The organism is Hymenobacter puniceus (genome assembly GCF_014333525.1).
Taxonomy (GTDB): domain Bacteria; phylum Bacteroidota; class Bacteroidia; order Cytophagales; family Hymenobacteraceae; genus Hymenobacter.
The window spans coordinates 34,348-57,540 of record NZ_JACSCX010000006.1; the positions used below are offsets into that span (position 1 = coordinate 34,348).

General features: G+C 55.8%; 20 protein-coding genes. 10 read left to right on the forward strand and 10 right to left on the reverse strand.

Annotated elements, in window-relative coordinates; translation table 11 throughout:
- The first annotated feature begins 95 nt into the window (after nucleotides 1-95).
- The 3 genes from H8B14_RS16075 to nth all read left to right on the forward strand — a co-directional run bounded on the left by H8B14_RS16075 (nucleotide 96) and on the right by nth (nucleotide 1,716).
- Nucleotides 96-731, forward strand: a complete 636-nt coding sequence (locus tag H8B14_RS16075; RefSeq protein WP_187316682.1) for an RNA polymerase sigma factor — start codon at nucleotides 96-98, stop codon at nucleotides 729-731.
- Nucleotides 709-900, forward strand: coding sequence for a hypothetical protein (locus H8B14_RS16080; RefSeq protein WP_187316683.1), 192 nt, complete (start codon nucleotides 709-711; stop codon nucleotides 898-900). Before H8B14_RS16075 ends, H8B14_RS16080 begins: the two co-directional genes overlap by 23 nt.
- A 117-nt stretch (nucleotides 901-1,017) precedes the next feature.
- Nucleotides 1,018-1,716 (forward strand): endonuclease III, encoded by a 699-nt coding sequence (gene nth / locus H8B14_RS16085; RefSeq protein WP_187316684.1) that lies wholly within the window; start codon nucleotides 1,018-1,020, stop codon nucleotides 1,714-1,716.
- 57 nt (nucleotides 1,717-1,773) lie between these two features.
- Here the strand turns inward: nth and H8B14_RS16090 are convergent, their stop codons facing one another.
- Nucleotides 1,774-3,000 carry a glycosyltransferase family 4 protein gene (locus tag H8B14_RS16090; RefSeq protein WP_187316685.1) on the reverse strand — a complete coding sequence of 409 codons (1,227 nt, stop codon included), beginning with the start codon at nucleotides 2,998-3,000 and terminating at the stop codon, nucleotides 1,774-1,776.
- 172 nt (nucleotides 3,001-3,172) lie between these two features.
- A complete protein-coding gene (gldB, locus tag H8B14_RS16095) occupies nucleotides 3,173-4,189 on the reverse strand; it encodes a gliding motility lipoprotein GldB (RefSeq protein ID WP_187316686.1) in 1,017 nt (338 codons plus the stop codon).
- Nucleotides 4,190-4,297: 108 nt separating this feature from the next.
- Between gldB and H8B14_RS16100 the strand changes: the two genes are divergently transcribed.
- Nucleotides 4,298-4,975: a porin family protein gene (locus tag H8B14_RS16100; RefSeq protein ID WP_187316687.1), complete on the forward strand. Its 678-nt coding sequence runs from the start codon at nucleotides 4,298-4,300 to the stop codon at nucleotides 4,973-4,975.
- A 171-nt stretch (nucleotides 4,976-5,146) separates the two neighbouring features.
- Here the strand turns inward: H8B14_RS16100 and H8B14_RS16105 are convergent, their stop codons facing one another.
- From H8B14_RS16105 to H8B14_RS16115, 3 genes are all read right to left on the reverse strand, one after another.
- Nucleotides 5,147-6,754, reverse strand: a complete 1,608-nt coding sequence (locus H8B14_RS16105) for an Rne/Rng family ribonuclease (protein ID WP_187316688.1) — start codon at nucleotides 6,752-6,754, stop codon at nucleotides 5,147-5,149.
- Nucleotides 6,755-7,170: 416 nt separating this feature from the next.
- Nucleotides 7,171-8,085: a tetratricopeptide repeat protein gene (locus H8B14_RS16110; protein ID WP_187316689.1), complete on the reverse strand. Its 915-nt coding sequence runs from the start codon at nucleotides 8,083-8,085 to the stop codon at nucleotides 7,171-7,173.
- 83 nt (nucleotides 8,086-8,168) lie between these two features.
- The gene (locus H8B14_RS16115; RefSeq protein ID WP_044014459.1) at nucleotides 8,169-8,474 is read right to left on the reverse strand and encodes an HU family DNA-binding protein; all 306 of its coding nucleotides are present in this window, start codon (nucleotides 8,472-8,474) and stop codon (nucleotides 8,169-8,171) included.
- Between the two features lie 193 nt (nucleotides 8,475-8,667).
- On the opposite strand from H8B14_RS16115, the gene mutY reads away from it, so the two are divergent.
- The 4 genes from mutY (at nucleotide 8,668) to recG (ending at nucleotide 13,194) form a co-directional block, all read left to right on the forward strand.
- Complete coding sequence (gene mutY / locus H8B14_RS16120) at nucleotides 8,668-9,759, forward strand: A/G-specific adenine glycosylase (RefSeq protein ID WP_187316690.1); 1,092 nt, start codon at nucleotides 8,668-8,670, stop codon at nucleotides 9,757-9,759.
- A 90-nt stretch (nucleotides 9,760-9,849) separates the two neighbouring features.
- Entirely contained in the window at nucleotides 9,850-10,275 is a 426-nt protein-coding gene (locus H8B14_RS16125) for a single-stranded DNA-binding protein (protein ID WP_187316691.1), read from the forward strand.
- A 132-nt stretch (nucleotides 10,276-10,407) separates the two neighbouring features.
- Nucleotides 10,408-11,004, forward strand: a complete 597-nt coding sequence (gldD, locus tag H8B14_RS16130) for a gliding motility lipoprotein GldD (protein WP_187316692.1) — start codon at nucleotides 10,408-10,410, stop codon at nucleotides 11,002-11,004.
- Between the two features lie 90 nt (nucleotides 11,005-11,094).
- Nucleotides 11,095-13,194 carry an ATP-dependent DNA helicase RecG gene (recG, locus tag H8B14_RS16135; protein ID WP_187316693.1) on the forward strand — a complete coding sequence of 700 codons (2,100 nt, stop codon included), beginning with the start codon at nucleotides 11,095-11,097 and terminating at the stop codon, nucleotides 13,192-13,194.
- Between the two features lie 59 nt (nucleotides 13,195-13,253).
- Here the strand turns inward: recG and H8B14_RS16140 are convergent, their stop codons facing one another.
- On the reverse strand, nucleotides 13,254-13,523 hold the full coding sequence (locus tag H8B14_RS16140; RefSeq protein ID WP_187316694.1) for a hypothetical protein: 270 nt from the start codon (nucleotides 13,521-13,523) through the stop codon (nucleotides 13,254-13,256).
- 382 nt (nucleotides 13,524-13,905) lie between these two features.
- Between H8B14_RS16140 and H8B14_RS16145 the strand changes: the two genes are divergently transcribed.
- Nucleotides 13,906-15,351, forward strand: coding sequence for a hypothetical protein (locus H8B14_RS16145; protein ID WP_187316695.1), 1,446 nt, complete (start codon nucleotides 13,906-13,908; stop codon nucleotides 15,349-15,351).
- Between the two features lie 123 nt (nucleotides 15,352-15,474).
- Here the strand turns inward: H8B14_RS16145 and H8B14_RS16150 are convergent, their stop codons facing one another.
- Complete coding sequence (locus tag H8B14_RS16150) at nucleotides 15,475-16,899, reverse strand: Glu/Leu/Phe/Val family dehydrogenase (RefSeq protein WP_187316696.1); 1,425 nt, start codon at nucleotides 16,897-16,899, stop codon at nucleotides 15,475-15,477.
- Nucleotides 16,900-17,293: 394 nt separating this feature from the next.
- Here H8B14_RS16150 and H8B14_RS16155 point away from each other — a divergent pair, with 394 nt between their 5' ends.
- Entirely contained in the window at nucleotides 17,294-18,901 is a 1,608-nt protein-coding gene (locus H8B14_RS16155; protein WP_187316697.1) for a T9SS type A sorting domain-containing protein, read from the forward strand.
- Nucleotides 18,902-19,021: 120 nt separating this feature from the next.
- Here H8B14_RS16155 and H8B14_RS16160 read toward each other — a convergent pair whose 3' ends face one another.
- The 3 genes from H8B14_RS16160 to H8B14_RS16170 all read right to left on the reverse strand — a co-directional run bounded on the left by H8B14_RS16160 (nucleotide 19,022) and on the right by H8B14_RS16170 (nucleotide 23,175).
- Nucleotides 19,022-20,809 (reverse strand): acyl-CoA dehydrogenase family protein, encoded by a 1,788-nt coding sequence (locus H8B14_RS16160; protein ID WP_187316698.1) that lies wholly within the window; start codon nucleotides 20,807-20,809, stop codon nucleotides 19,022-19,024.
- A gap of 776 nt (nucleotides 20,810-21,585) precedes the next feature.
- Nucleotides 21,586-22,764, reverse strand: coding sequence for an acetyl-CoA C-acyltransferase (locus H8B14_RS16165; RefSeq protein WP_187316699.1), 1,179 nt, complete (start codon nucleotides 22,762-22,764; stop codon nucleotides 21,586-21,588).
- A gap of 60 nt (nucleotides 22,765-22,824) precedes the next feature.
- Nucleotides 22,825-23,175 carry a four helix bundle protein gene (locus tag H8B14_RS16170; protein WP_187316700.1) on the reverse strand — a complete coding sequence of 117 codons (351 nt, stop codon included), beginning with the start codon at nucleotides 23,173-23,175 and terminating at the stop codon, nucleotides 22,825-22,827.
- Nucleotides 23,176-23,193: the final 18 nt, after the last annotated feature.

Sequence of the window (23,193 nt, forward strand, 5' to 3'; positions counted from 1 at the left end):
TCAAGGGGTTCTTCATTCTCCCTTCATTTCACAGAATTTCACCGGCAACTGCACAATATGGCCTAAAGCTCTACGTTCCTTAACCCGTAGCCTTTATGGACACCATGCAGCTGAGCGATTCCGCTCTCATATCCCTTTACATTGCCGGCAATGAAGAAGCCTTCGCGCAGTTGCTCGAGCGGTACAAAGCCCGGGTTTTTACCACAATCATGCTGATTGTGCGCGACGAAGACGTGGCTGAAGATCTGCTGCAGGATACGTTCATCAAGGCTATCCATACCATGAAAGGCGGCCGATACAACGAGGAGGGCAAGTTCTCCTCCTGGATCTGCCGGATAGCCCACAACTTGGCCATCGACTTTTTCCGTCGGGAGAAACGCAGCCCGCTGCTTAACCTCGACACGACAGGCCATGCCTTCAACTCTCTTTCGCACGCCGAAGAGGGAGTAGAAGCCGCGCTGACCCGCGAGGAAACCTATACACGGCTTCGGGAGTTAATACAGGAACTACCCGCCGCCCAGAAGGAAGTGCTGGTAATGCGCCACTACGGCGACATGAGTTTTCAGGAAATTGCGGACGCAACCGGCGTCAGCATTAACACAGCGCTTGGGCGGATGCGTTATGCGCTGATCAATTTGCGGAAAAAAATGGCCGCACAACCCGTTTTCTATGATCAAAACCTTTACCCACGAGAAACTGCTCCGGTACGTGTACAACGAATTGCCGGCTAATGAGCAGCAGGAAATAGAGCAGGCTCTGCAGCACGACGCCGAACTGGCGGCTACCTGCGCTGATCTGCTTATGGCCCAACGAACCCTCAATACGCTGCGCTATAAGCCCGGCCAGCGTAGCACCGAGGCTATTCTGCAGTATTCGCGCACTTTCTTGCGTTCGGCTTAAGCGCCCTACCACTACTGCGCAGAATCTGTCGGCTTACGGAAAAGGAAATTCCCTGGCGGGATGCCTTGAAGCGTACCAACTGGTACCTTCGTGGCATCCCGCCTTTTTTATTGACTCATGCGCAAAGCCGAGCGTTTCCAATTCTTCCTCGACTACTTCACCACCAACTTTCCGGCGCCGGAAACCGAGTTGCACTACGCCTCGCCCTACGAGCTGATTGTGGCCGTGGTCCTCAGTGCCCAGTGCACCGACAAGCGGGTGAATATGGTGATGCCCGCGCTGATGGAGCAGTTTCCTACTCCCGAACGGCTGGCAGCGGCTTCACAGGAAGATATTTTCCCGTTTATTCGGAGCGTATCGTACCCAAATAATAAGGCCAAGCATCTGGCGGGTCTGGGCCGGCTGCTGGTCAGTGAGTTTGGCGGAGAGGTACCTAGCACCATCGAGGAACTGCAGCGGCTGCCGGGTGTGGGGCGCAAAACGGCTAACGTGGTGGTGTCGGTGATATACAACCAGCCGGCCATGGCCGTCGATACGCACGTGTTCCGGGTTTCGCACCGGCTGGGACTGGTACCGCGCACCGCTACTACGCCGCTGGCAGTGGAAAAGGAATTGGTGCGCCACATCCCGCAGGAGCTGATACCCAAAGCGCACCATTGGCTCATTCTGCACGGGCGCTACATCTGCGTGGCCCGGCAGCCCAAGTGTACCATCTGTCCGCTGAGCAGCGTGTGCAAATATTACGCAGAGGTAACCAATAAAGCACTGCAGACAAGCCTGAAAGCGGCAGTAAAGGCTGAAAAATCAACAAAATAGCAGGCCGATAGTACAACATAGTATATAACTAGCTCACTAGGGCACAAAGGTCATTGGCTAGTGAGAGGCGGCTTCCAGAAGCTGTTGCACAGTGGCGGCCAGCTGTTGTCGGTCGAAAGTGGTGGCCGCCAGCTGGCGGCCAGCGGCGCCTGCCGTGCGTAGCTTTTCTGGCTGATTCAGCAGCTTTTCCAGCACTTGGGCCAGAGCCGGCGCATCACTGGGCGGCGAGTACCAGCCGCAGCTGTGGGCTTCTACCAGCTCCCGCGTCCAGCCGTTGTTGGTGACGATTACCGGCGTCCCTACAGCCAGACTGTCATAGAATTTGGCAGGTGAGTTGGCATCGAGCACCGGTAATCCCAGGAATGACACCACGGAAACCTCCGCCAGCCGGAACCAGCTGAACACGGCGTGCCGGGGCTGCGGCGGCACCAGCCGAATAGCCGGGCAACGGGCAGCCGCCTCCCGCACCCGGGGTTCATCGAACCCTAGACCCATAAACAGCCACACCATTTCCGGCATTTGAGCGGCCAGCAGTTCGGCCGCGGCCAGCAATGTCGGAATATCATTGGCCCGGCCCAGCGTGCCCGCGTAGAGCACCACACGGCGGCCCACCAGGTTTTGCTCCCGGCGCAGCGTGGCTACGGCATCGTCGGTGGCCAGCGCGGCCAACTCCAGGTCGGTGCCGTTGAGCACGGTAGTTACTTTGCCGGGACTGAACAAGGCGGAATGCTCTTTGGGCGGGTGGCCAACATGCTGCACGTATCCGGTCATGTCCGGCGACAGGGCCATGATGTGGCGGGCACTGCGGTACAAACTTTTTTCCAGCGCAAACAGGCGGCGCTGGGCCCAACGGTTGGGCACGGCACCCATAGCAATTGGGAAGGCCGGCCACAGATCCTGCACCTCGAATACCCACGGCACGCTGCGCAAACGCGCCACCTGCGCCGCCGCCCAGGCAGCCGTCAGCGGTGTGCTAATTCCCCAGATAACATCAGGTTTGTCGATGCGCAGCCCTTCGCGCACGGCGTAGGCCGCATACTGCGCAAACGCCAGCCCACGCCGCGCCACGCCCATTTGATTTTCATAAGGTACATCAGCCACACGCAGCTCCACCCCGGCCGGCACCCACGGATACTGCTGCGTCAGCCGCTGCAACTCCCAGGTCCGCGTGCTGATCAGCGTGATGCGGTGCGTGCGCGCCAGATACGCCAGCAACGCGTAGTGCCGGCTCGTGGCCGGGCAATCCGGGTTAGTGTGATATTGGCTGAAAACGGCAATATGCACGCGGAATTAGTTAAGCAAAGTCTGAGAATAGTCCGAGCGTCCTGCTGAGCGAAGATGGAGCCGCAGTCAAAGCATTCCTACTGCTCTGTTGCAATAGTATTAATACTACTCAGGTGAGATGCTTCGACTGCGGCTCCGCCTTCGCTCAGCAGGACGGTCTGGTTATGAATCCCTACCGCTCCGCCCGGCGCGGACGCGGACGGTAGTGCGACTCGTTGAGGATGTGCTGCGGATTTTGGTCAGCCATCAGTTGGGCCAGCGTCACCTTGGGGTTTTCGGCCATGTATTTGCGCACAATCTGCCAGCCCACCCAGGCGCCAATGCGGCCGGGGCAGGTCTTGTCGATTTCGGGGATATTAGGCCGCTCGCCCACGTACTTCTGCACCGTAAACGGGGCAGTGTTGTAAAGTAGCTTTTTATCCAGAAAGTGTGCCCAGATCTTGCCTTCGTTGAAATACACGCCCTGCAGCTCCTTGTCGGTGTAGCCAATGAGCAGCGAGTCAGCGGTGCAGGGCAATACCCGCTCAGCAAAGTACAGCGACTTGCCATACTGCACCATCTCGCCCAGCATGGTTTGGTTGGTGAGTTCCTTCTGATTGTATTTGCTGCTGATGGCCAGCGCGGCAGTTGGCAGCACGTACTCGGGGCGGTAGCGGCGCAGGATATACTCGGGCACATTGGGGCGGTAGCGTGCGGTGGGGCCCACAAAGAAGTCCAGCCCCAATACCATCAGGCTGTCGTTCACAAACATGTCTTGGCTTAGCCCCGATACGAACGTCTGAACGGGCGGCACCTGAAACGCCGGGAAATTGTAGCGAATGTGCCGGAACATGCTCTCTAAGCCCGTTTTTAGCTTGCCTGAGTCTTGGAATACGCTGTCGGTTTGCCGGCCAAGCACCTGTAGGCCGGAGTTGGTAGCCAGGCGCGTGAGTGTGGCGGCCAGCACCTCATCCGACGGGAACTGACGCCGCTGCAGAAACTGGCTGGCAAACAGCGGCTGCTGCGCCAGGAAGCGCTGGGCATCGGCAGTGGTCCGGATCTGAAAAAAGGGCTTCTCCAGCCGGGTTAGCTGCACGGGGGCTGATACTCTGGCCACGGCCGGGTCGGGCGTGCAGGATTCGTTTTCGCGGCCACAGGCAGCCAGCAACAGCAGGCAGGAACTATAGAGGGCGAGCAGAATGGAACGCATAGCAAAAGGAAAGTGGGGCACGCTTCTATCTTTAAGGCGAAATTAGCCAAAACCAAACGCCGCACCCAGCGGCATCGTATTCTGCGGCTCACTCAACTTGCCTTCGCCATGAAAAAAACCCTGCTTGCTGCCCTCTTGGTAGGTGCATCGGCCGCTACAGCTTCGGCCCAAGTCGAAATCGGCCTCAAACTTTCGCCTTCTATCACCAACCTGCGCACAGAAGCACCTAGCTCCTTTGGCTTTGTCAATGAGAAGAGTAAAATTACGCTCGGCGGCGGCTTAGTAGTGGACTACTTTTTCGGCGAAAACTATGCCTTCAGCACGGGCCTGCAGCTGGTAGGCAAAGGTGGCACTATCAGCTACATTGACCCCGCCACTAGCCCCAACCGTCGGATAACCCAAAAAATTGGCTTGCAGTATCTGGAAGTGCCCGTTACAGTGAAGCTGTTCACCAATGACATTGCCACCGATACCAAGCTGTACTTCCAACTGGGCGGCTCGCTCGGCGGGGCTATTTCCGGCAAAATCGACGGCAACAAGCGCTATACCGACCCCGGTACCGGCCAGGAAAGCAAAGCCCTCGACCACGTTATCATTCCGGAAGCTGCCGTGCTACTGGGAGTAGGCGCCGAGTACCAGGTAGGCCAGAGCACCAAGGTGTTCGGCGGCATCAGCTACCACCGTGGTCTGCTCAACATCGATAAGTATTTTGATAATGAGCGCGACTTCCAGGACGTAACGCTTAAAAACAGCGAAGTTGCCTTGGACCTAGGATTGAAATTTTAATCACGGATGATGCTGATGCAAGAGATTTCACAGATCTGAATCTAAGCCGTAGTTATCTGCGGAATTCCTTTCACCAGCATCATGTGTTATTAAAAAAAGCCCGCTCTACATACCGTAGGGCGGGCTTTCCTTCTTTCAGGAGGAGTTGTCGCAGACAACCACGCTACTTTCTTAATCGGTAATGTCTACTTCGTGGTCCTGAAGACGGGCCATAGCTGCCGCCGCCGAGTGCAACTCGATTTCCTCACCGTTTTCGTCCTCGATGCGATAATCGGTCAGCCCCAGGCTAGTGTCCTTCGTGACTTTGATCCACCTGTAGTATTTCAGGTACCACTTCATCTGCCGGCTTACGAGGCCTTTGGTGTAGTAGGCATGCAGGAACGGATGCACGTGCAGCGTAATGCCCGACTGATTCTGCGTCACCAGCAAGTCTTCGATGCTGTTGTCGATTTCGTCGGTTACCTGGATGGAGGCCGAGATTTTGCCGGTTCCGCCGCAGGTAGGGCACACTTCTCCGGTCACGATGTTTTCGGCCGGGCGCACGCGCTGCCGCGTAATCTGGAGCAGCCCAAACTTGGTGATGGGCAGAATGGTGTAGCGCGCCTTGTCGTGTTTCATCACCTGATACACGGCGTCCTCCACCTTCTTGCGGCTCTCCGCCGACTTCATGTCAATGAAATCGACGACAATGATACCGCCCATGTCGCGCAGCCGCAGCTGCCGGGCTACTTCCTTGGCCGCCAACATATTCACCATGAGGGCCGTAGCTTCCTGGTCGCTTTCCTGGTTGCTCTTGTTGCCGGAGTTGACGTCGATGACGTGCAGTGCTTCGGTGTGCTCGATTACCAGGTAGCCGCCGCCGGGCACCGTCACGGTTTTGCCAAACAGCGTTTTCAGCTGCTTTTCAATGCCCAGGTGCTCAAACACCTTCACCTTGCCGGTGTAATGCTTCAGCAAACCCAGCTTATCGGGCGCAATCTGCTCCAAATAGCCGCGCATTTCCTCGTAGCGGGCCGTTGTATCCACCGTAATGGCATCAAACGACTCGTTGAGCATGTCGCGCAGCATGGAGCTGGTGCGGCCCAGCTCGCCCAACACCTTGTCGTTGGGCTTGGCAGAGCGCAGCGCCGTGAAGAGCTGCTCCCACTTGCTGGTCATGCTCTGCATGTCGCGGTCCAGCTCGGCCACTTCGCGGCCCTCGGCCACTGTGCGGATAATCACGCCGAAGTTGTCGGGCTTGATGGAAGCAATAAGCCGCTTGAGCCGCTCACGCTCCGTCTTGCTCACAATCTTCTTCGACACGCTAATGGTGTTGGAGAAAGGCACCAGCACCAAGTAGCGGCCGGCCATCGAAATATCGGTGGACAGGCGCGGGCCTTTGGTGGAAATAGGCTCTTTTACAATCTGAACCAGCACTTGCTGGCTCTTTTTGAGGGTGTCGGCAACCTTGCCTACTTTGTCGAGCGGCTTTTCAAGGCCAAACGACTTGAGGGCGCCAACGGGGGTTTTCTGCGACTGTACGCCCCGCACCCACTTGCTCAACGAAGGAAATTGCTCGCCCAGGTCGCCGTAGTGCAGAAACGCATCTTTTTCGTACCCGATATCAATGAACGCAGCGTTCAAACCGGGCATAACTTTCTTGACCGTGCCCAGGAAGATGTCGCCCACCGAGTAATTGGTGTCGTTGCGGTCGAAATGATATTCGATGAGCCGCTTGTCCTGTAGCAGGGCAATCCGTTCTCCTTCCTGAGTAGAATTAATGATTAATTCGTTACTCAATGGATTGGGTTGTTAGGTAGTCCCGGTGGTAGCCCTTCGCCCCCGAAACCGGCAAAGGGAAGCCGGCGCACACAGCACCGGCTTCCCTTGCAAGCCTCGGGGAAAGCGAATTTTTAGCCACTCTCGGGGATACAAGATGAGAGATAGACGGATGGCGCGCCTTACAGGCAACGCCCCGCCAGCAGACCCCGAAAGGGCTTACTTCTTCTTGTGACGGTTTTTGCGCAGGCGCTTCTTCCGCTTGTGAGTGGCAATCTTATGACGCTTTCTTTTTTTACCGCAGGGCATGTTGTTGTGGATTAAGTGGTTGAATGATTATTCGTTTTCGTTGTTCGTCGTTTGTTTTTCGTGATTCGTTGAGGTAGCCAGCGAGGCAACTTAAAACGAACCACAACCAACCAACCACGAACAACTGGTTACTTCAGTTTTTGCAGCTGCTCATCAACCGCAGCGGTCAGGCTGGGGTCAGTGCTCAGGCTTTTGGTTTTCTGGAAAACCTCCCGAGCTTCTTTAGTTGCTCCGGTTTCCGCTAACGCGACGCCAAGATAAAACTGTCCGTTGACGTTTGACGGATTTACCTTGGTGAGTTCCCGAAAACGCTCCACGGCCTTCTCGTACTGGTTGCTCTGCATAGAAAGCAAGCCCAGGTTGTAGATGGCCTTTTCGTTGCGCGGATCAGCTGCCAGCACCTCCCGGAGCAGCACAACGCCCTGCACCGGATTGGCGCTGGACATGAAAGCCATGCCGAGGTTGGTTTTAGCGTCCAGGTTCTCCGGATTGTTTTTCAACACTTTGCCGTAGAGTTCCTGGCATTTGGCCGCCAGCAGCTTCTGTCGCTCCTGCGTAGCTGCAAAGCTAAACGCCTCGAAGTACGCATCGGCAGCCCGCTGCCAGGTTTGCTCACCTGGGCGCGCTTGTGCCAGTTGCTCCAGATAGTAGCCGGCGCTGTCGAACTTCTCTGCCGCCTTGTACTTGATAGCCAAATCTGAAGCCACTCGCAACTTAGCGGCGGGGTCAGTGGTGGCAGCGTACTTGGCTAGCAGCGTATTCAGTTCCTGGCGCTGGGCTGGCGCAATAGTCATGTGCGGCTGCTCAGGCGAGGCACCGTCGGATTCGTGGCTACCGGCTGCGTGGCCGTGCTCATCGAGGCCACCGACTGAAGGTGCGGCGGCCCCGTTGTCACGGTTGGCAGTGCGGGCCGCATCCTGCACCAGTTCGCCTTTGCCTTCCTTCGGCTTTACAATCACCTTGGGCAACAAAAACAGCCCCGCCACCAGGGCCAGGGCCACTGCCAGCAGAATCAGTTGATGTGAAGAGGTTCGTGTAGCCATCCGAAAAAAGCAGGCCGCCGGGCATCCGTGGTACTGGATACCCTGCGGCGCCGCCAGCAGTAGTTTATGCCTGAATCAACAACTTACGCGTTGGCCAGTTCTTTAATTTTCTTGCTGTTCTTGATTTTGCCGATGAAAGTCTTCGACGGCTTGAAGCTCGGGATAAAATGCTCGTCAATGATGATCGACGTATTTTTCGAGATGTTCCGGGCGACTTTCTTCGCGCGCTTTTTGTTTACGAAGCTGCCGAAGCCGCGCACGTAGATGTTGTTGCCTTCGGCCATCGAATCCTTCACGACTTTGAAGAAGGCTTCCACGGTAGCCGAAACGTCTGCTTTCTCGATGCCGGTTTTGTCGGCAATTTCGGCGATTACTTCTGCTTTAGTCACGCTGGTAAGGTACTATGGGTGAAAAATGAATGCTGGGCGAAACAGCCAATTCAGGACGTAAGCCCTTGCCCGGTAAGCTGTTCGCTTGCGAATTGGGGCCACAAAGGTAGCCCGCTTTTTTGGTTTTGCAATAGTTTTAGTGGCAATAGAAAGGCCCTTCTTCAATCCATCCAAGTATTTCTCTTTCAAACACTTGTCTCATCCTTCTTCGTCTCCTGCCCCTGCCTTTTTTGCGGCCGCCCTCTTGGAATGGTACCCGCGCCACCGCCGCGACCTGCCCTGGCGCCACACCCGCGACCCATACGCTATCTGGTTGTCGGAGGTTATTTTGCAGCAAACTCGTGTAAAACAGGGCCTGCCATACTATCTGGATTTCGTCAGCTCCTACCCCACCGTGCAGGACCTGGCCGCGGCCCCACAGGATGAAGTGCTGCGCCACTGGCAGGGCCTAGGCTACTATAGCCGGGCCCGCAACATGCACCACACCGCGCAGCAGGTGGTAAATGAGTACGGCGGCCACTTCCCAACTACGTATGCAGAGCTGCTCCATTTGCGCGGCGTGGGGCAGTACACAGCCGCTGCTATTGCTTCCTTTGCCTTCGATGAGCAGGTGGCCGTGCTCGACGGCAACGTGTTCCGGGTGCTGGCACGCGTATTTGGGCTCACGCAGGATATTGCAGCGCCAGCCAGCCGCAAAGTGTTCCAGCAACTGGCCGACACCCTGATTCCGGCCGACCAACCCGCTGAGTTCAATCAGGCTATTATGGAGTTCGGGGCTATCCAGTGTACGCCTCTCAAACCAGACTGCCTGTTTTGCCCGCTGCAAAGCCAGTGCTTCGCCTTTCAACACGGCATGGTGAGCGAATTGCCGGTGAAGAGCAAAGCCAAGGCAACGCGTACGCGCTTCTTTCATTATCTGGTACTGCGCCACGCCGACACCATCTATATGCGCAGGCGCGGCCCGAAGGACATCTGGGAAGGTCTCTACGATTTTCATCTGCAGGAAACGGACACCGCCGAGCTACCGGCCGCGGCGCTACTGGCAGCCGTGGAGGCGCTGGGTGGCCAGCTTGATACCAACAAAGTTGAGGAGCCAACCCACGCACTGCGTCACGTGCTCAGCCACCAGAAGGTGGAGGCCAAGTTTCATCCGGTGTGGCTACAGGAACCGCTACCCACGCAGGCACTGGCAGCGGCAGGCCTGAGCGCCTTTTCCCGCAATCAGACCGATGATTTACCGAAGCCAATCCTTATTGCTAATTATATTGGCAATTCGATTAAATAAGAGCTAATTACACTGGATTTTTATCGTCGAATTTTATATCTTTAACTCTGCATACAGCAGTTTATCATGTCTCTTTAAATATCCATTCCAATGGCTGGAGTAAACAAAGTAATCCTAGTCGGCAACCTGGGCAAAGACCCAGAGGTGCGGCATCTCGAAGGCGGAGCTACCGTTGCCAATTTCACGCTGGCAACCAACGAATACTACCGCGACAAACAAGGAACCCGCATTGAGCGTACCGAATGGCACACTATTGCCGCTTGGCGTGGCCTGGCTGAAATGGCTGAGAAATTTCTCAGAAAAGGCCAGCAAGTGTACGTAGAAGGCAAAATCCGGACCCGTCAGTACCAAGACAAGGACAATCAGACCCGATACATCACAGAAATCATTGCTGATGAAATAACGATGCTGGGTGGCCGTCCGCATGCACAGGAAGCTGTAGCCGGAGCGCCGGCTGCAGCTGAAGCTCCGCAGACATTCCGGCAGGAGCCGGAACTGGACCAACTGCCTTTCTAGCTCTCCTGCCTGGTTTTCAACCAAGCCCTGGCACGCTGCCAGGGCTTTTTGCGTTACGGCGGCAAGCATCCGGCTGCTGATTAGCCGCCGGTTTCGCGCTACCTTTGAAACTATACCTCAGCATTGCTGCTAATGTCTGCTTCTCTTCACTTGTTTGCTGCCTGCGCTTTGAGCCTGCTGGCTACGGCCTGCACTTCCGCCGGCTCCGAGGGCGACTACACCCCCAAACCCAAAGGATACAACCGCATCGACCTGCCGCCGCACGCCTACCAGCAGCTGGCGCCGGGCCACCCGTACACGTTCCAGTATTCTCGCCACGCCAAAGTGTTGCGCGACTCCTCGTATCTGGCGCAGCCGCACTGGATCAACGTGTATTATCCGCAGCTCAAAGCCAATGTGCAGATTACGTATGCCGGCTTGAAAGGCAACCGCCAGCTTACCAACCGGCTGCTGGAAGATGCCCGCAAACTCACCAGCAAGCACGAAATCAAAGCCACAGCCATCGACGAAAACATTCTCAACACGCCCAATGGCATGCGGGTAGCTGTGTTTGAGCTGCAGGGTGAGGTGCCCAGCCAGTTTCAGTTCTACACCACCGACAGCACGCGCCACTTCTTCCGGGGCGCGCTCTACTTCCGTACGGCCACCGCCAACGACTCGCTGGCTCCTGTTATAGACTACGTGAAAAAGGACATTGTGCAATTGTTGAACACGCTGAAGTATCAGTAGCAGCTGCTTGTTTGCTTTGCTTAGATTGCGTGTTTCCAGCACCACCGGATTGCTTACCTACTCCGTTAGCCAGCCAACGCTTTACTCCCCTTGAGTAATTTTTTCCAGACCAGACTTGAGTATCTGCGGGGCGTGGGCCTGCAACGGGCGCAGCTGCTGCAGAAAGAACTGGGCCTGTTCACCTACGGCGACCTGATCCAGCGCTACCCATTCCGCTACCTCGACCGCACCCAGTTCTACAACATCTGCGACCTGCACGACGACCTGCCGTTTGTGCAGGTGAAGGGCATTTTGCGCAACCGCGAGGTGGTGGGCGAAGGCCCGAAAAAGCGTATGGTGGCTAAAGTGGCTGACGCTAGTGGGGAGCTGGAGCTGGTGTGGTTTAAGGGCGTGAACTACCTGGAAAAGGTGATTAAAAATCATCAGGAGTACATCGTGTTCGGCAAGCCCACGATGTTCAACGGCCGCCCCCAAATGGCGCACCCCGAAATGGAGGAAGTGACCGAGCAGAAAGTCGGCCAGAGCTACCTGCAGCCGGTATACAACACCTCCGAAAAGCTCAAAAACTACCACCGCGTCGATAGCAAGGCCATCATGCGCATGGTGGCCGACCTGCTGAAGATTGCCCTGCCCCACGTGCAGGAAACTTTGTCGCCGGCGCTGGTGCAGCAATATGCGCTGATGGACAAGGCCACAGCCATCCAGCAGATTCACTTTCCGCAGAGCACCGAGCTGCTCCAGACGGCGCGCTTCCGCCTCAAGTTTGAGGAGCTGTTTTACGTGCAGCTCAAGCTGCTGCGTCAGCGCGACCAGCGCAAAGTCACGCTAGCCGGCCAGATCTTCAAGGAGGTGCCTACGCTGGTGCATTTCTACAAAAACGTGCTGCCCTTCGACCTCACCGGGGCGCAGAAACGCGTAATCCACGACATCTACAAAGACTTCTGCGCCGGCCAGCAGATGAACCGGCTGTTGCAGGGCGACGTGGGCTCGGGCAAAACCATCGTGGCGTTTATCAGCATGCTCATGGCCGCCGACAACGGCGCGCAAAGCTGCCTGATGGCCCCCACCGAAATCCTGGCCGACCAGCACTATGTGGGCCTGAAGGGCTTTGCCGATCTGCTGGGGCTGAAAATCGGGAAGCTAACGGGCAGCAGCCGCACCGCCGAGCGGCGCGTGCTGCACGAGCAGCTGCGCTCCGGCGAGATGAACATGCTGGTAGGCACGCACGCGCTGCTGGAGGATGTGGTGCAGTTCAAAAACTTGGGCCTCACCATCATGGACGAGCAACACCGCTTCGGGGTGGCGCAGCGCTCCAAGCTCTGGCAGAAAAACCCCCACGTGATTCCGCACGTGCTGGTGATGACGGCCACGCCCATTCCGCGCACCTTGGCCATGACGCTCTACGGCGACTTGGACGTGAGCGTCATCGACGAGCTACCGGCTGGCCGCAAGCCCATCGTCACGGTCCACCGCTTCGACAGCAACCGCCTCAAGGTGTTCGGCTTCCTGCGCGACCAAATTCGGCTGGGCCGGCAGGTATACATTGTGTACCCGCTCATCGAGGAAAGCGAGATGATGGCCGACTACAAAGACCTCATGGACGGCTACGAAAGCGTGGCCCGCGCCTTTCCCGAGTTTCAGATCAGCATTGTGCACGGCCGCATGAGCGCCGCCGAAAAGGATGCCGAAATGCAGCGCTTCGTGAAAAACGAAACCCAGATTATGGTGGCCACCACCGTAATTGAGGTAGGCGTGAACGTGCCCAACGCCTCCGTGATGGTGATTGAAAGTACCGAGCGGTTCGGCCTCTCGCAGCTGCACCAGTTGCGGGGCCGCGTGGGCCGGGGCGCCGACCAGAGCTACTGCATTCTGATGAGCGGCTACAAGCTCAGCAAGGACTCGCGCACCCGTATCGAAACGATGGTGCGCACCAACAACGGCTTCGAAATTGCCGACATCGACCTGAAGCTGCGCGGCCCCGGTGACCTGATGGGCACCCAGCAAAGCGGCGTACTGGATCTGCTTATTGCTGACCTAGCCAAGGATGGCCGCATCCTGAGCGAGAGCCGGGCTGCTGCCCAGGCCATTCTGGCCGAAGACCCCGATCTGGTGAAACCCGAAAATCAGGCTATCCGCCGTCACATCGAAAGCCTGCCGGCCACGGCCGTGAACTGGAGCCGCATCAGCTAAAGAGAAATACCGCCGGAGCGGGCATAAAAAAAGCGACTATTGAAGTCGCTTACCGAGTTCTATTGAAAGCTGCTGGCTGCGTTAGCAGCGGATGAAGTAGGTTGCCACAACTCAAATTCCCCCGCCGGGGAGCCGGTCTGGACATTGGGCTGCTGCAGCAACAGTACCGGGCTAACCGGAGCACCTTCCACTACATGTATGGCTTTGGTAATTTCCGAGAAGCCAGCTGGCTCTTTGGCAACTTTCCCAATGATGATAAGTGCAAAGAGAAGAAAAAAGCGAAGTAAAGATTTCATATTGACGGGTAGCTTTCCGGCTGGTGAGAGCACGGCGTGACAAAGTTAAGGCCAAATTTTTGTTTAGACCAGGCAGCATTGTGTATCTGCCACATATTCAAAGAATTCTATTAGCAGTTTCTTCTTCAAAAAACAGTGAAACAACACTTCAGACCGAGTTTTCTGATTAATCTGTCGGATCATTTATTTCCGGACAGCTAGAATTCGACCATACCTACCACAAAGAAAACGAACAGCATAGCCAATAATGACCACCTCAACGTTATGGATATATGACCAAATGATTACTCAGAAAGACCATCTGCCGCTCTGATTGTGGGGCATGTACGGGAGGTGCTGTAAGTTGGATACCTTTGGAGAGTACATTTTTTGGGCTTTTTAGAATTTCTTCATTTAACCTAATTTTTCCGTGGATTTGAAATACGTTCTTCTCACCAGCCTGTTTGCAATTGGCTTGCTGCTGCCCCCGGCAACGGGCTGGGCTCAGAAAGTAAAATCCACTGGGTTCAGCTACTTACCTGAACGCAGCGAGGACCGTTATAATGAGCGGATACCCCAGAAAACACTAGTCCTTTCCGGTGGCGGCTTTCTTATTCTGGCACACAAATCGGCTACAGAATACGCGGTAGAGCGCTACGATGCCGATCTGAAGCGGTTGTGGAGCACTGCGCTGCCGCTCACAGCCGAGCAAACAGTTGATGGCTTTGCCAATAGCTCAACTCAGGCGACTGTAGCCATCTATCAGAAAGATGGCGCAGCCCAGTCGCTGTCGGCCCAAACGATTGAGTTGAGCAGTGGCCAGAAAGCACCCCTAAAGAAGCTCACCGAAACCGGTGCCCGCGACCGGCGCCCAGGCATAGCCTTCTCTCCTGATGGCACCAAACTGGTGGCTTGGCGCTACCTCACCCGCGGCACCCAGATCAAAAGCATCAACGCCAGCATCTACGACGAAAAACTAACCAAGCTTAAGGACCGCCTTTACGATTTCAGCGACCAAGGCGCGCTGTTTTCCACCACCGTGCACGTTGGCAACGATGGAACGCAGTACGTGACACTGGTGAGCGACGAGATGAAGAAACTGGCCGTGCGGCGCTACCGCAACGACAGTAAGGATATCAAGGTGATGTCGGTGGCCGTGGGTGGGGTGTTTGGGGGCAAGGTGGTGAACGTATTCGACTCCCGCTTCCGGCTGCTGCCCGATAATACACTGTACGCTGCCGCCATCTGCAACGAGCGGGAAACCGGCCTCTACCACAGCCTGAAAGTGGTGAAGTTCGACTTCTCTGCTGAAGGCGACATGAAGTTTGCACCCGAGTTTAAATTCACGCCCGAGTATCTGGCTGAAGTCAATAAGGCCAATAGTGCCACGGCCAAGCGCCTCGAAGATGTATACCTCACCGACCTGCTCCTGACCGAAGACAAGCAGTTGGTGGCAGTGGCCGAGAAAAAGTATGAAGACGGCGGTGACGACTCCCCTGGCCATACCCGCGAACTGCACTTGTTCGGCTACAACGAGTTTCAGTCGCCGAGTTGGCATAGCATCATTGGCAAAGACCAAGTAGCCCCGGCTGCTGAAGGCTATAGCAGTATCGGCTATCGGGCAGCCGTATTCGGGCAGGATATTCAGATAGTGACATGGGAAAAGCTTAAGAATAAGTCGGATCTGTATTTGCGCCGCGTGAATGCACAAACGGGCGTGGTATCGGAGCCCAAAGGCTTGGGCCTGAATGTGGCCGCCGACCAGAATCCCTCTTACGTGAAGGATTTTACTGGCTGGCTGGATGCCAAGACCCTCGTCGGCGTTAGCCGTCCCAACAAGAAATCAGCGGCCCTTATGCTGAATAAGATTGTGGTGAAATAAGCCCCTCCTGCCATCCTGAGCATATTGCGCATCAAGCGACATGTTCAGGATGACAGGATTATTGCACGAAAAAAGCTGCTTCTGTCCCCAGAAGCAGCTTTTTTCGTTTGTGTTCCAGTCGATTTATGGAAAGATACCTAGGGACTGGTAGCTAACGCCGATTTTCTCAATGGCGCTGTAGAAGGCGGCCGTACGCAAGTCAGTGATACCCGGTATATCGTCCATCACCTTGCGAATGGACTGGTATGCGGTAATCATCGTGTCTTCGAGGCCGGAGCGTACGAGGTCGATTTCGTCGGCGCCGTGCACGATTTGCTGGCGCTCTTCCGGCGTGATGGTCTTGCCGGTAGTGCGCTCAATGGTGGCCACCAGCCGGCGCATGGCGCCTTCCTCGGCCCGCTTGCCCATGCGGCCAAACCGCACATTCGACAGGTTTTTCAGCCACTCGAAGTATGATACCGTCACGCCGCCGGCGTTGAGGTAGAGGTCAGGCAGGATAATGATGCCTTTCTCCAACAGAATTTTCTCGGCGCCCTGCGTGGTGGGGCCATTGGCCCCTTCAGCAATAATCTTTGCCTTGATATTAGCCGCGTTGCCCTCGTGAATCTGGTTTTCCAACGCGGCGGGCAGTAGCACGTCGCACTCATATTCCAGCAAATCCAGTGACTCGGCCACGTCCTGCGCCCCTGCGAAGCCCATAATCGAACCTGTTGCCTGACGGTGTTTAAACACGGCCGCCACGTCGAGGCCATTCTCGCTATAAATGCCGCCTTCCCGCTCGGCAATGCCAGTGATAAGAGCGCCTTCTTCCTGGCAAAAATGTGCTGCGTAGTAACCGACGTTGCCCAGGCCCTGCACGATGATGCGCTTACCGGCAATACCGCTGCTCAGACCCGCTTTCTTCAGCATGGGCTCATCGAGTAGCAGCTCGCGCAGGCCGTAGAACACGCCCAGCCCCGTGGCCTCGGTCCGGCCCCGGATACCGCCCTGCCCGACGGGCTTGCCCGTCACGCAGCCCAGCGCGTTGGTGTCGCCGTACTTGAACGTCATGTACGTATCGGCAATCCAGGCCATTTCGCGGCTACCGGTGCCGTAGTCGGGCGCCGGCACGTCCATACCGGGGCCGATGAGGTTTTTCTTGATTAATTCACTGGCGTAGCGTCGCGTTACGCGCTCCAGAACGTTGACGGGCGTGGTGCGTGGGTTGATTTTCACTCCTCCCTTCGCGCCGCCGAACGGTACGTCTACTAGGGCGCATTTAAAAGTCATGAGCGTAGCCAGCGCCATTACTTCCTCCTCATCTACATACACGCTATACCGGATGCCGCCTTTGCTGGGCAGCTTGTGGTGACTATGCTGCACCCGGATGCCTTCGAATACCTGCACGTGGCCGTCTACCTCTACCGGGAAATTGACCTTATAAATGCTGTTGCAGGCCCGGATTTGGGCAATGATGCCGGGGTCGAGCTTGGAGAAGCTAGCTGCATGATCGTAGAACCGCAGCACGCTCTCGTAAAAGTCTTTGCCCTGTACCTGTTCGTTGGCCATAAGTGGATGGAATGAAGGTGGGAATACTTTCTTGCAAACGACGTCCTAGCAGTTGACGTTGTGCTTAATTATTGTCATTTTTCTATGAAGAAAGATACAAGAGGCGCAGACCGCCCTGTTTGTCTCACCACATTATGTGCTGCTCTGTGTATTTGAAGCACCACTTTTAATAGATGGATGACATTTTTTTAATTCAAGTAACACAAGGCACAAGAAGCGCCCATCTATGCATATTGCCTTGCTAGAATACTCACCTCTATTTATCTGGCATACCATATGATGGCTTTGAATCTCTACTATGGCTAGGCGCCGCTTATGATATTTGCATACTTTTAAAAACGAATAAAAGTTGAAATTCAACCAGGTATACTACCACACAAAGCCAATTGTATCTATGCGCTTTTCTACTCTTGTGGCTACTACGCTAAGTTTAGCTAGTAGCATTGCTTACGGACAGGTATATTCTCCTGACCTCACTTTTGGCACGGCAGGAAAGGCCTTAATCACTTTCCCGACTACTTCACCTAATGATGCAGTGCGAGGCCTGGAACTACAAGGCGACGGCCGCATCGTCGTGACTGGCCGCACTGGTGACATGTTTGGAGTAGCCCGCCTAACCGCTCAGGGTCAACCAGACGCCAGCTTTGGCACGGCTGGCCAGTTCAGTCATAGCTTCTCTCTACCAGCGGGTAGCCCAGTTGCCAGTATCCGCTATGTCGAACCTACGTCTACAATTTTGCAGACTGACGGTAAGCTGGTTGTTGGCGGCGAGATGAGAACTTCTGGGCCTGTGCACCCGGTAACTGCCCGTTACCTCGCATCAGGTACTCTCGACCCCTCCTTTGGAATTGATGGCCGCTATGTTCCCTATGTCAGCAGTGGTAGCTTAGGCATTGCCACTGCCTCCATAAATCAGCAGCCCGACGGCAACATTATAAGCGTAGGCACTCGGTATGGTCTTTCTTCAGCTTATTACCCAGAGATTAGCCGACTAAGTAGCAGCGGCACGCCAGACAACACATATTCCCATAGCTACCCCGCAGTAGGCAACCAAACGACTCCCAATAGCGCAAATTCCGATAAAAGAGTAGCGGTTTCAGCTGTTGATGCATCAGGTCGTTTGATTACAGCCGGCGTGCATTACATTTCCACTCAGAACTATGTAGGACCTCAAGGGGCCGCTATTCTTCGCTACCAAAGCAACGGACAATATGATCCGTCGTTCGGCACCAACGGAATTGCTGTGCTCACAAGACCTAATGGCGGCCGGGGCTTAGAATGGAAAAAGATGCAGTTGCAGCCCGATGGGAAAATTGTGGTGGCGTCGCTGCAATCCTACTACGAGGGCAATCGACTAATTAGCGACTCTATTGGGGTAGCCCGCTACCTAGCCAACGGTACTCTTGACCCTGGATTTGGGCGAGGAGGCCTGTCGAAGTTTGCCTTCGGTGGCACCAACGGCCAAAGCCTCGTTGGCTTCGAGCTTACGGCGCTCGGAGAATTTGTAGTGGGCGCACGGACAGCCGCAGGACTGAGCATCGTCCGTCTTTCTTCCACGGGTCAGCCTGTTCTCAACTCGATGGGAAGCGTGCTGCTACCAAATATAAATGCCGAGTACATGGTTGTGCAGGCCGACGGCAAAATTCTAGTAGCCGGTACGCATACAGACCTTGTTGGCACAAAAAGTTTCGGCGTGGTTCGCTTAACATCCTCAGTCCAGCTAAGCAACCGTTCCAGCCGATTTGACAATGCTCATTTGCAGCTTTTTCCTAATCCTGCCACCCGGAACATAACGCTTCGGCTAGCGGGAGCACCCGAGCATGCGGCCTTACAGCTAGATATAATTGATGCCTTAGGGCGCGAAGTTTTAACAATGCATTCAGTACGCATGGTTGGCAACGAACTTCAGCTTCCCTTGAACAAAATTCGGCCCGGCAGCTATTTGCTGCGCCTACAGGGCAATGGTTTCATTCTCACTCAGAAGTTCACTCAGGTGGATTAGCGCTGGTTTTCACGTATAGAAAAAGCCGCTTCCTACAATCAGGAAGCGGCTTTTTCTATGCCTCAAGTCACCTGCCAGTGGACTTGATTTATTACGGCGTCTGTGAGTTTATCACCAGATCTAGTAGGTGTACTCATTAGCGGCAATGAGGTGGTCAGCAATGCGGCGACGAGCTTCTTTGGCGTTGTAGAGGTCCGACTTGGTGAAGCGCTTCAGGCCCATGGCCAGCAGACGCTGCTCGTCGCCCTCGGTCATGGTGCCGATGGCGTCTTTGCCGAACTTATTCACCTGGTCCACGGTGTCGTAGAGGTACACGCGGGCAATGTCGATTTGCGTCGAAACGGCCTCCTCGCCTTTAGCGGCGGCTTCCTTCTCCACGCGCAGCAGCGTGCTTTCGGCGGTGTACACCTTGATGGCCATGTCGGCAATGTTCATCAGTACTTCCTGCTCTTTGGCGAGCGAGTTCATGTACTTCTGCACGGCCGTGCCAGCTACCATCAGGATGGCCTTTTTCAGCTTGGCAATGGTCTTCTTCTCGGCGGCAAACAGGCCGGTTTCTTCTTCCAAGTTGAAGTCCGGAATAGCCATCAGCTCCTGCTGTACGGCTTGGGCGGGGCCCATCAGGTCCAGCTCGCCTTTCATGGCCTTCTTCAGGATCATGTCGACGGCCAGCATCCGGTTGATTTCGTTGGTGCCTTCGAAGATGCGGTTGATGCGCGAATCCCGGTAAGCGCGGTCCATCGGGTAGTCGGCCGAGAAGCCGTAGCCACCGTAGATCTGTACGCCTTCGTCCACCACGTAGTCGAGCACTTCCGAGCCTTCCACCTTCAGGATGGCGCACTCCACGGCAAACTCGCGGGCAGCACCCAGCAAAGCCTCATTGTGGCTCTGGCCTTTGCCGAGCAGCTCCTGCTCCATGCGGTAGATGTCCATGCCGGCGCGGTAAATAGCCGACTCCACGGCGTAGATACGCACGGCCTGCTGGGCTAGCTTGTACTTGATAGCGCCGAACTTGCTGATGGGCAGCTTGAACTGCACCCGCTCGTTGGCGTATTTCACGCTCAGCGTGGCGGCCATTTTGGTAGCACCCAAACAAGCGGCGGCTAGCTTGATGCGGCCGATGTTCAGGATGTTGAAGGCAATGAGGTGACCCTTACCAATCTCGCCCAGCACCGCCGATTTCGGCACTTTCACGTCGGACAGGAACACCTGACGGGTCGAAGAACCCTTGATGCCCATCTTGTGCTCCTCATTGCCGAGGCTCAGGCCGGGGGTTTCCTTCTCCACGATGAAGCCGGTGAACTTGTCACCGTCCACCTGGGCAAACACGATGAATACGTCGGCGAAACCGCCGTTGGTAATCCACATTTTCTGGCCGTTGAGCACGTAATGCTCGCCATCCTCAGTGGGCATGGCTTTGGTTTTGGCGCCCAGGGCGTCGGAACCGGAGCCGGGCTCGGTGAGGCAGTACGCTCCCATCAGCTCGCCGTTGGTCAGGCCGGGCAGGTACTTGGCCTTCTGCTCCTCGTTGCCGAAGTACAGAATGGGCAGCATGGCAATGCCCGTGTGGGCCGCAAAAGCCACCGGGAACGAGTGGCCACCACCCACACCCTCCGTCACGCGCAGCGACGTGGGGAAGTCCATGTCCAACCCGCCGTACTGCTCGGGAATGCTCACGCCGAACAAACCCAGCTCGCCGGCCTTTTCCATCAGGCTGCGCATGAGGCCTTCCTCGTGGTTATCGAGGCGCTCCAGCAGCGGCGTCACCTCCTTCTCCACGAAGTCGAGAGCGGTCTGGTGCATCATGTTCTGCTCCTCCGAAAAATCGGCGGGCGTGAATACGTCTTGGGCGTCGGTTTCCTTGATGATAAACTCGCCGCCTTTCACAAGTTGGTTGGTTACTTCCATGACCGTGGATGAGGGTTGATGTGGGAAAATTCGAAGTCAAAAAGAAGAGAAACTACTCGGCTTACCTACTATTTACTGATAAGCCAAGCAGTTGTTTTGTCGTACCGAAAGATACAAAAATTTGTTATGCTTGCCGACTAGTTCACGAAAAGAAAACCCCGGATTAGCGGGGAAATCTTTTTAGAAGCTCGATGATTTCAGCTTGCTAATGTTGCGAAACTGGACTGCGCCTACAAGAAGTGTCGACACAAACCAAGCAGCGCTGCCGAAGCAACACACTCTCGCAAACTCTAACACAGAACTCCAAGAGGCGGCTCCACTAATCCATTGGTACAACCCGAAGGCAGCAACAATAGCGGCAACTGATACCGTGAATATCAGGAGCAATGCGCCTTCAAAGCTTACCAAGGAACTGTAACCAGGATTCTTCAGAAGAATCACGAAGTGCCTGTAAATGCATAGGTAGCGCAACAGCCCACCTAATAATGCAGGTATCCCAAAGAATATCGTTACCAACATCGTAAGCGACACAAATCTATGAGCATCCATTTCGTCGCTTTGTTTTGTTGCCAAGGCAAAGCAAAGGGCTATTATACAGCCAAGCATCCAAGTATATCCCAGATGCTGGGAAGCATAATGATGGGCCGCGCGTCGGGTATCAACAGGTATCATATTCGTTCGGCAACACTTTGGCTTGTGCCGTGAGCGGCTGAGTTTTCCGTCCGAAGCTGAGCTTCGGGCCGCCCACGGCACAAGCTAAAGCTTATGCTACACTACTACTTCAGCAGCTCGTAGATGCCGGCTACGCCCTGGCCGCCGCCGACGCAGGCGGTTACCATGCCATACTTCTGGCCCCGGGCGCGCAGCTCGTGGAACAGCTGGATGCTGAGCTTGGCACCGGAGCAGCCCAGCGGGTGACCGAGGGCAATAGCGCCGCCGTTCACGTTCACCTTGCTCTGGTCCATGTCCAGCTCACGCATTACGGCCAGGCTCTGGGAGGCGAAGGCCTCGTTCAGCTCGAACAGGTCGATATCCTGCAGCTTCATGCCGGCCTGGCGCAGCGCCTTCGGCACGGCCTTGATGGGGCCCATGCCCATGATGCGCGGATCGATACCTTCGGTGGCGTAGGTCACCATGCGGGCAATCGGCTCCAGGTTCAGCTCCTTCACCATGCGCTCCGACATCACAATGACGAAAGCAGCTCCGTCGGAAGTCTGGGAGGAGTTACCGGCCGTTACCGAGCCGTTGGCGGCAAACACGGGGCGCAGCTTGCCTAGGGCCTCCATCGACGTATCGGCGCGGGGGCCTTCGTCGGTATCGACTACGAACGAGCGGTTTTTCTTTTTGCCGGTGGCCTGGTCGAGGTAGGTTTCCTCCACGGTTACGGGCACAATCTGGTCCTTGAACTTGCCTTCCTGAATGGCTTTGATGGCCTTCTGGTGCGAGTTATAGGCAAACTGGTCCTGGTCTTCGCGGGTGATGCCGTAATCCTGGGCCACGGCTTCGGCGGTGAGGCCCATGCCGAGGTAGTAGTCCGGGTGCTTTTGGGCCAGGTTGTAGTTGGGCACGGTTTTCCAGCCCACGGTGGGCACCAAGCTCATGCTCTCGGTACCACCGGCCACGATGCAGTCGGCCATGCCGGCGGCAATTTTACCGGCAGCCATGGCAATGGTTTCCACGCCGGAGCCGCAGTAGCGGTTCACAATGAGGCCCGACACGTTCATCGGCAAAGCCAGCAGCGAAATCAGGCGGCCCATCTGCAGGCCCTGCTCGGCCTCCGGTACGGCGTTGCCCACAATCACGTCGTCGATGCGGGTGGGGTCCAACTGGGGCACCGAGGCCACCAGGTGCTTGATGACGTCGGCGGCAAGGTCATCGGGACGGGTGAAGCGGAAACCGCCACGGTTGGCCTTGCCAACGGCCGTACGGTAGCCTGCTACGATATATGCGTTCATTTCTTTTAGTACTGAGTAGTGAGACGTGAGTAGTTAGATGCTGTTCTGCTCCAGCAGATTTTACGTCAGTGTCTTTTGTAGACCGAACAACATTTTCTGCAATTCTGTGAGTTGCGAGGAAATGGTATTGAGATTTTCTTCTGAAACATAGCCGAAGGAAGCCGCCAGCAGAAACTGGGTTTCCAGCTCATAAGCAGAACCGTTTGCTATAGCCAGAAACTGTCGAAATTCCGGTTTGGAGTTCCGGCCGGCACCTTCCGCAATATTGGAAGGCAACGACACCGCCGCCCGCCGCATTTGCGACACCAGTCCGTACCGTTCATTATCCGGAAACCCGGCGCAAAGCTGATATGTAAGCTTGGTTATGCTCATCGCCTTCTGCCAAACCTTCAGTTCCTTATACTGATGCACAGCCAGAAAATCTCAATA

Bases quoted from the DNA above. Each gene is read 5' to 3' on its own strand.
- H8B14_RS16075 (WP_187316682.1), top strand. From the start codon at position 96: ATGGACACCATGCAGCTGAGCGATTCCGCTCTCATATCCCTTTACATT.
- nth (WP_187316684.1), top strand. From the start codon at position 1,018: ATGCGCAAAGCCGAGCGTTTCCAATTCTTCCTCGACTACTTCACCACC.
- gldB (WP_187316686.1), bottom strand. From the start codon at position 4,189: ATGCGTTCCATTCTGCTCGCCCTCTATAGTTCCTGCCTGCTGTTGCTG.
- H8B14_RS16100 (WP_187316687.1), top strand. From the start codon at position 4,298: ATGAAAAAAACCCTGCTTGCTGCCCTCTTGGTAGGTGCATCGGCCGCT.
- H8B14_RS16110 (WP_187316689.1), bottom strand. From the start codon at position 8,085: ATGGCTACACGAACCTCTTCACATCAACTGATTCTGCTGGCAGTGGCC.
- H8B14_RS16125 (WP_187316691.1), top strand. From the start codon at position 9,850: ATGGCTGGAGTAAACAAAGTAATCCTAGTCGGCAACCTGGGCAAAGAC.
- gldD (WP_187316692.1), top strand. From the start codon at position 10,408: ATGTCTGCTTCTCTTCACTTGTTTGCTGCCTGCGCTTTGAGCCTGCTG.
- H8B14_RS16150 (WP_187316696.1), bottom strand. From the start codon at position 16,899: ATGGCCAACGAACAGGTACAGGGCAAAGACTTTTACGAGAGCGTGCTG.
- H8B14_RS16155 (WP_187316697.1), top strand. From the start codon at position 17,294: ATGCGCTTTTCTACTCTTGTGGCTACTACGCTAAGTTTAGCTAGTAGC.
- H8B14_RS16160 (WP_187316698.1), bottom strand. From the start codon at position 20,809: ATGGAAGTAACCAACCAACTTGTGAAAGGCGGCGAGTTTATCATCAAG.
- H8B14_RS16165 (WP_187316699.1), bottom strand. From the start codon at position 22,764: ATGAACGCATATATCGTAGCAGGCTACCGTACGGCCGTTGGCAAGGCC.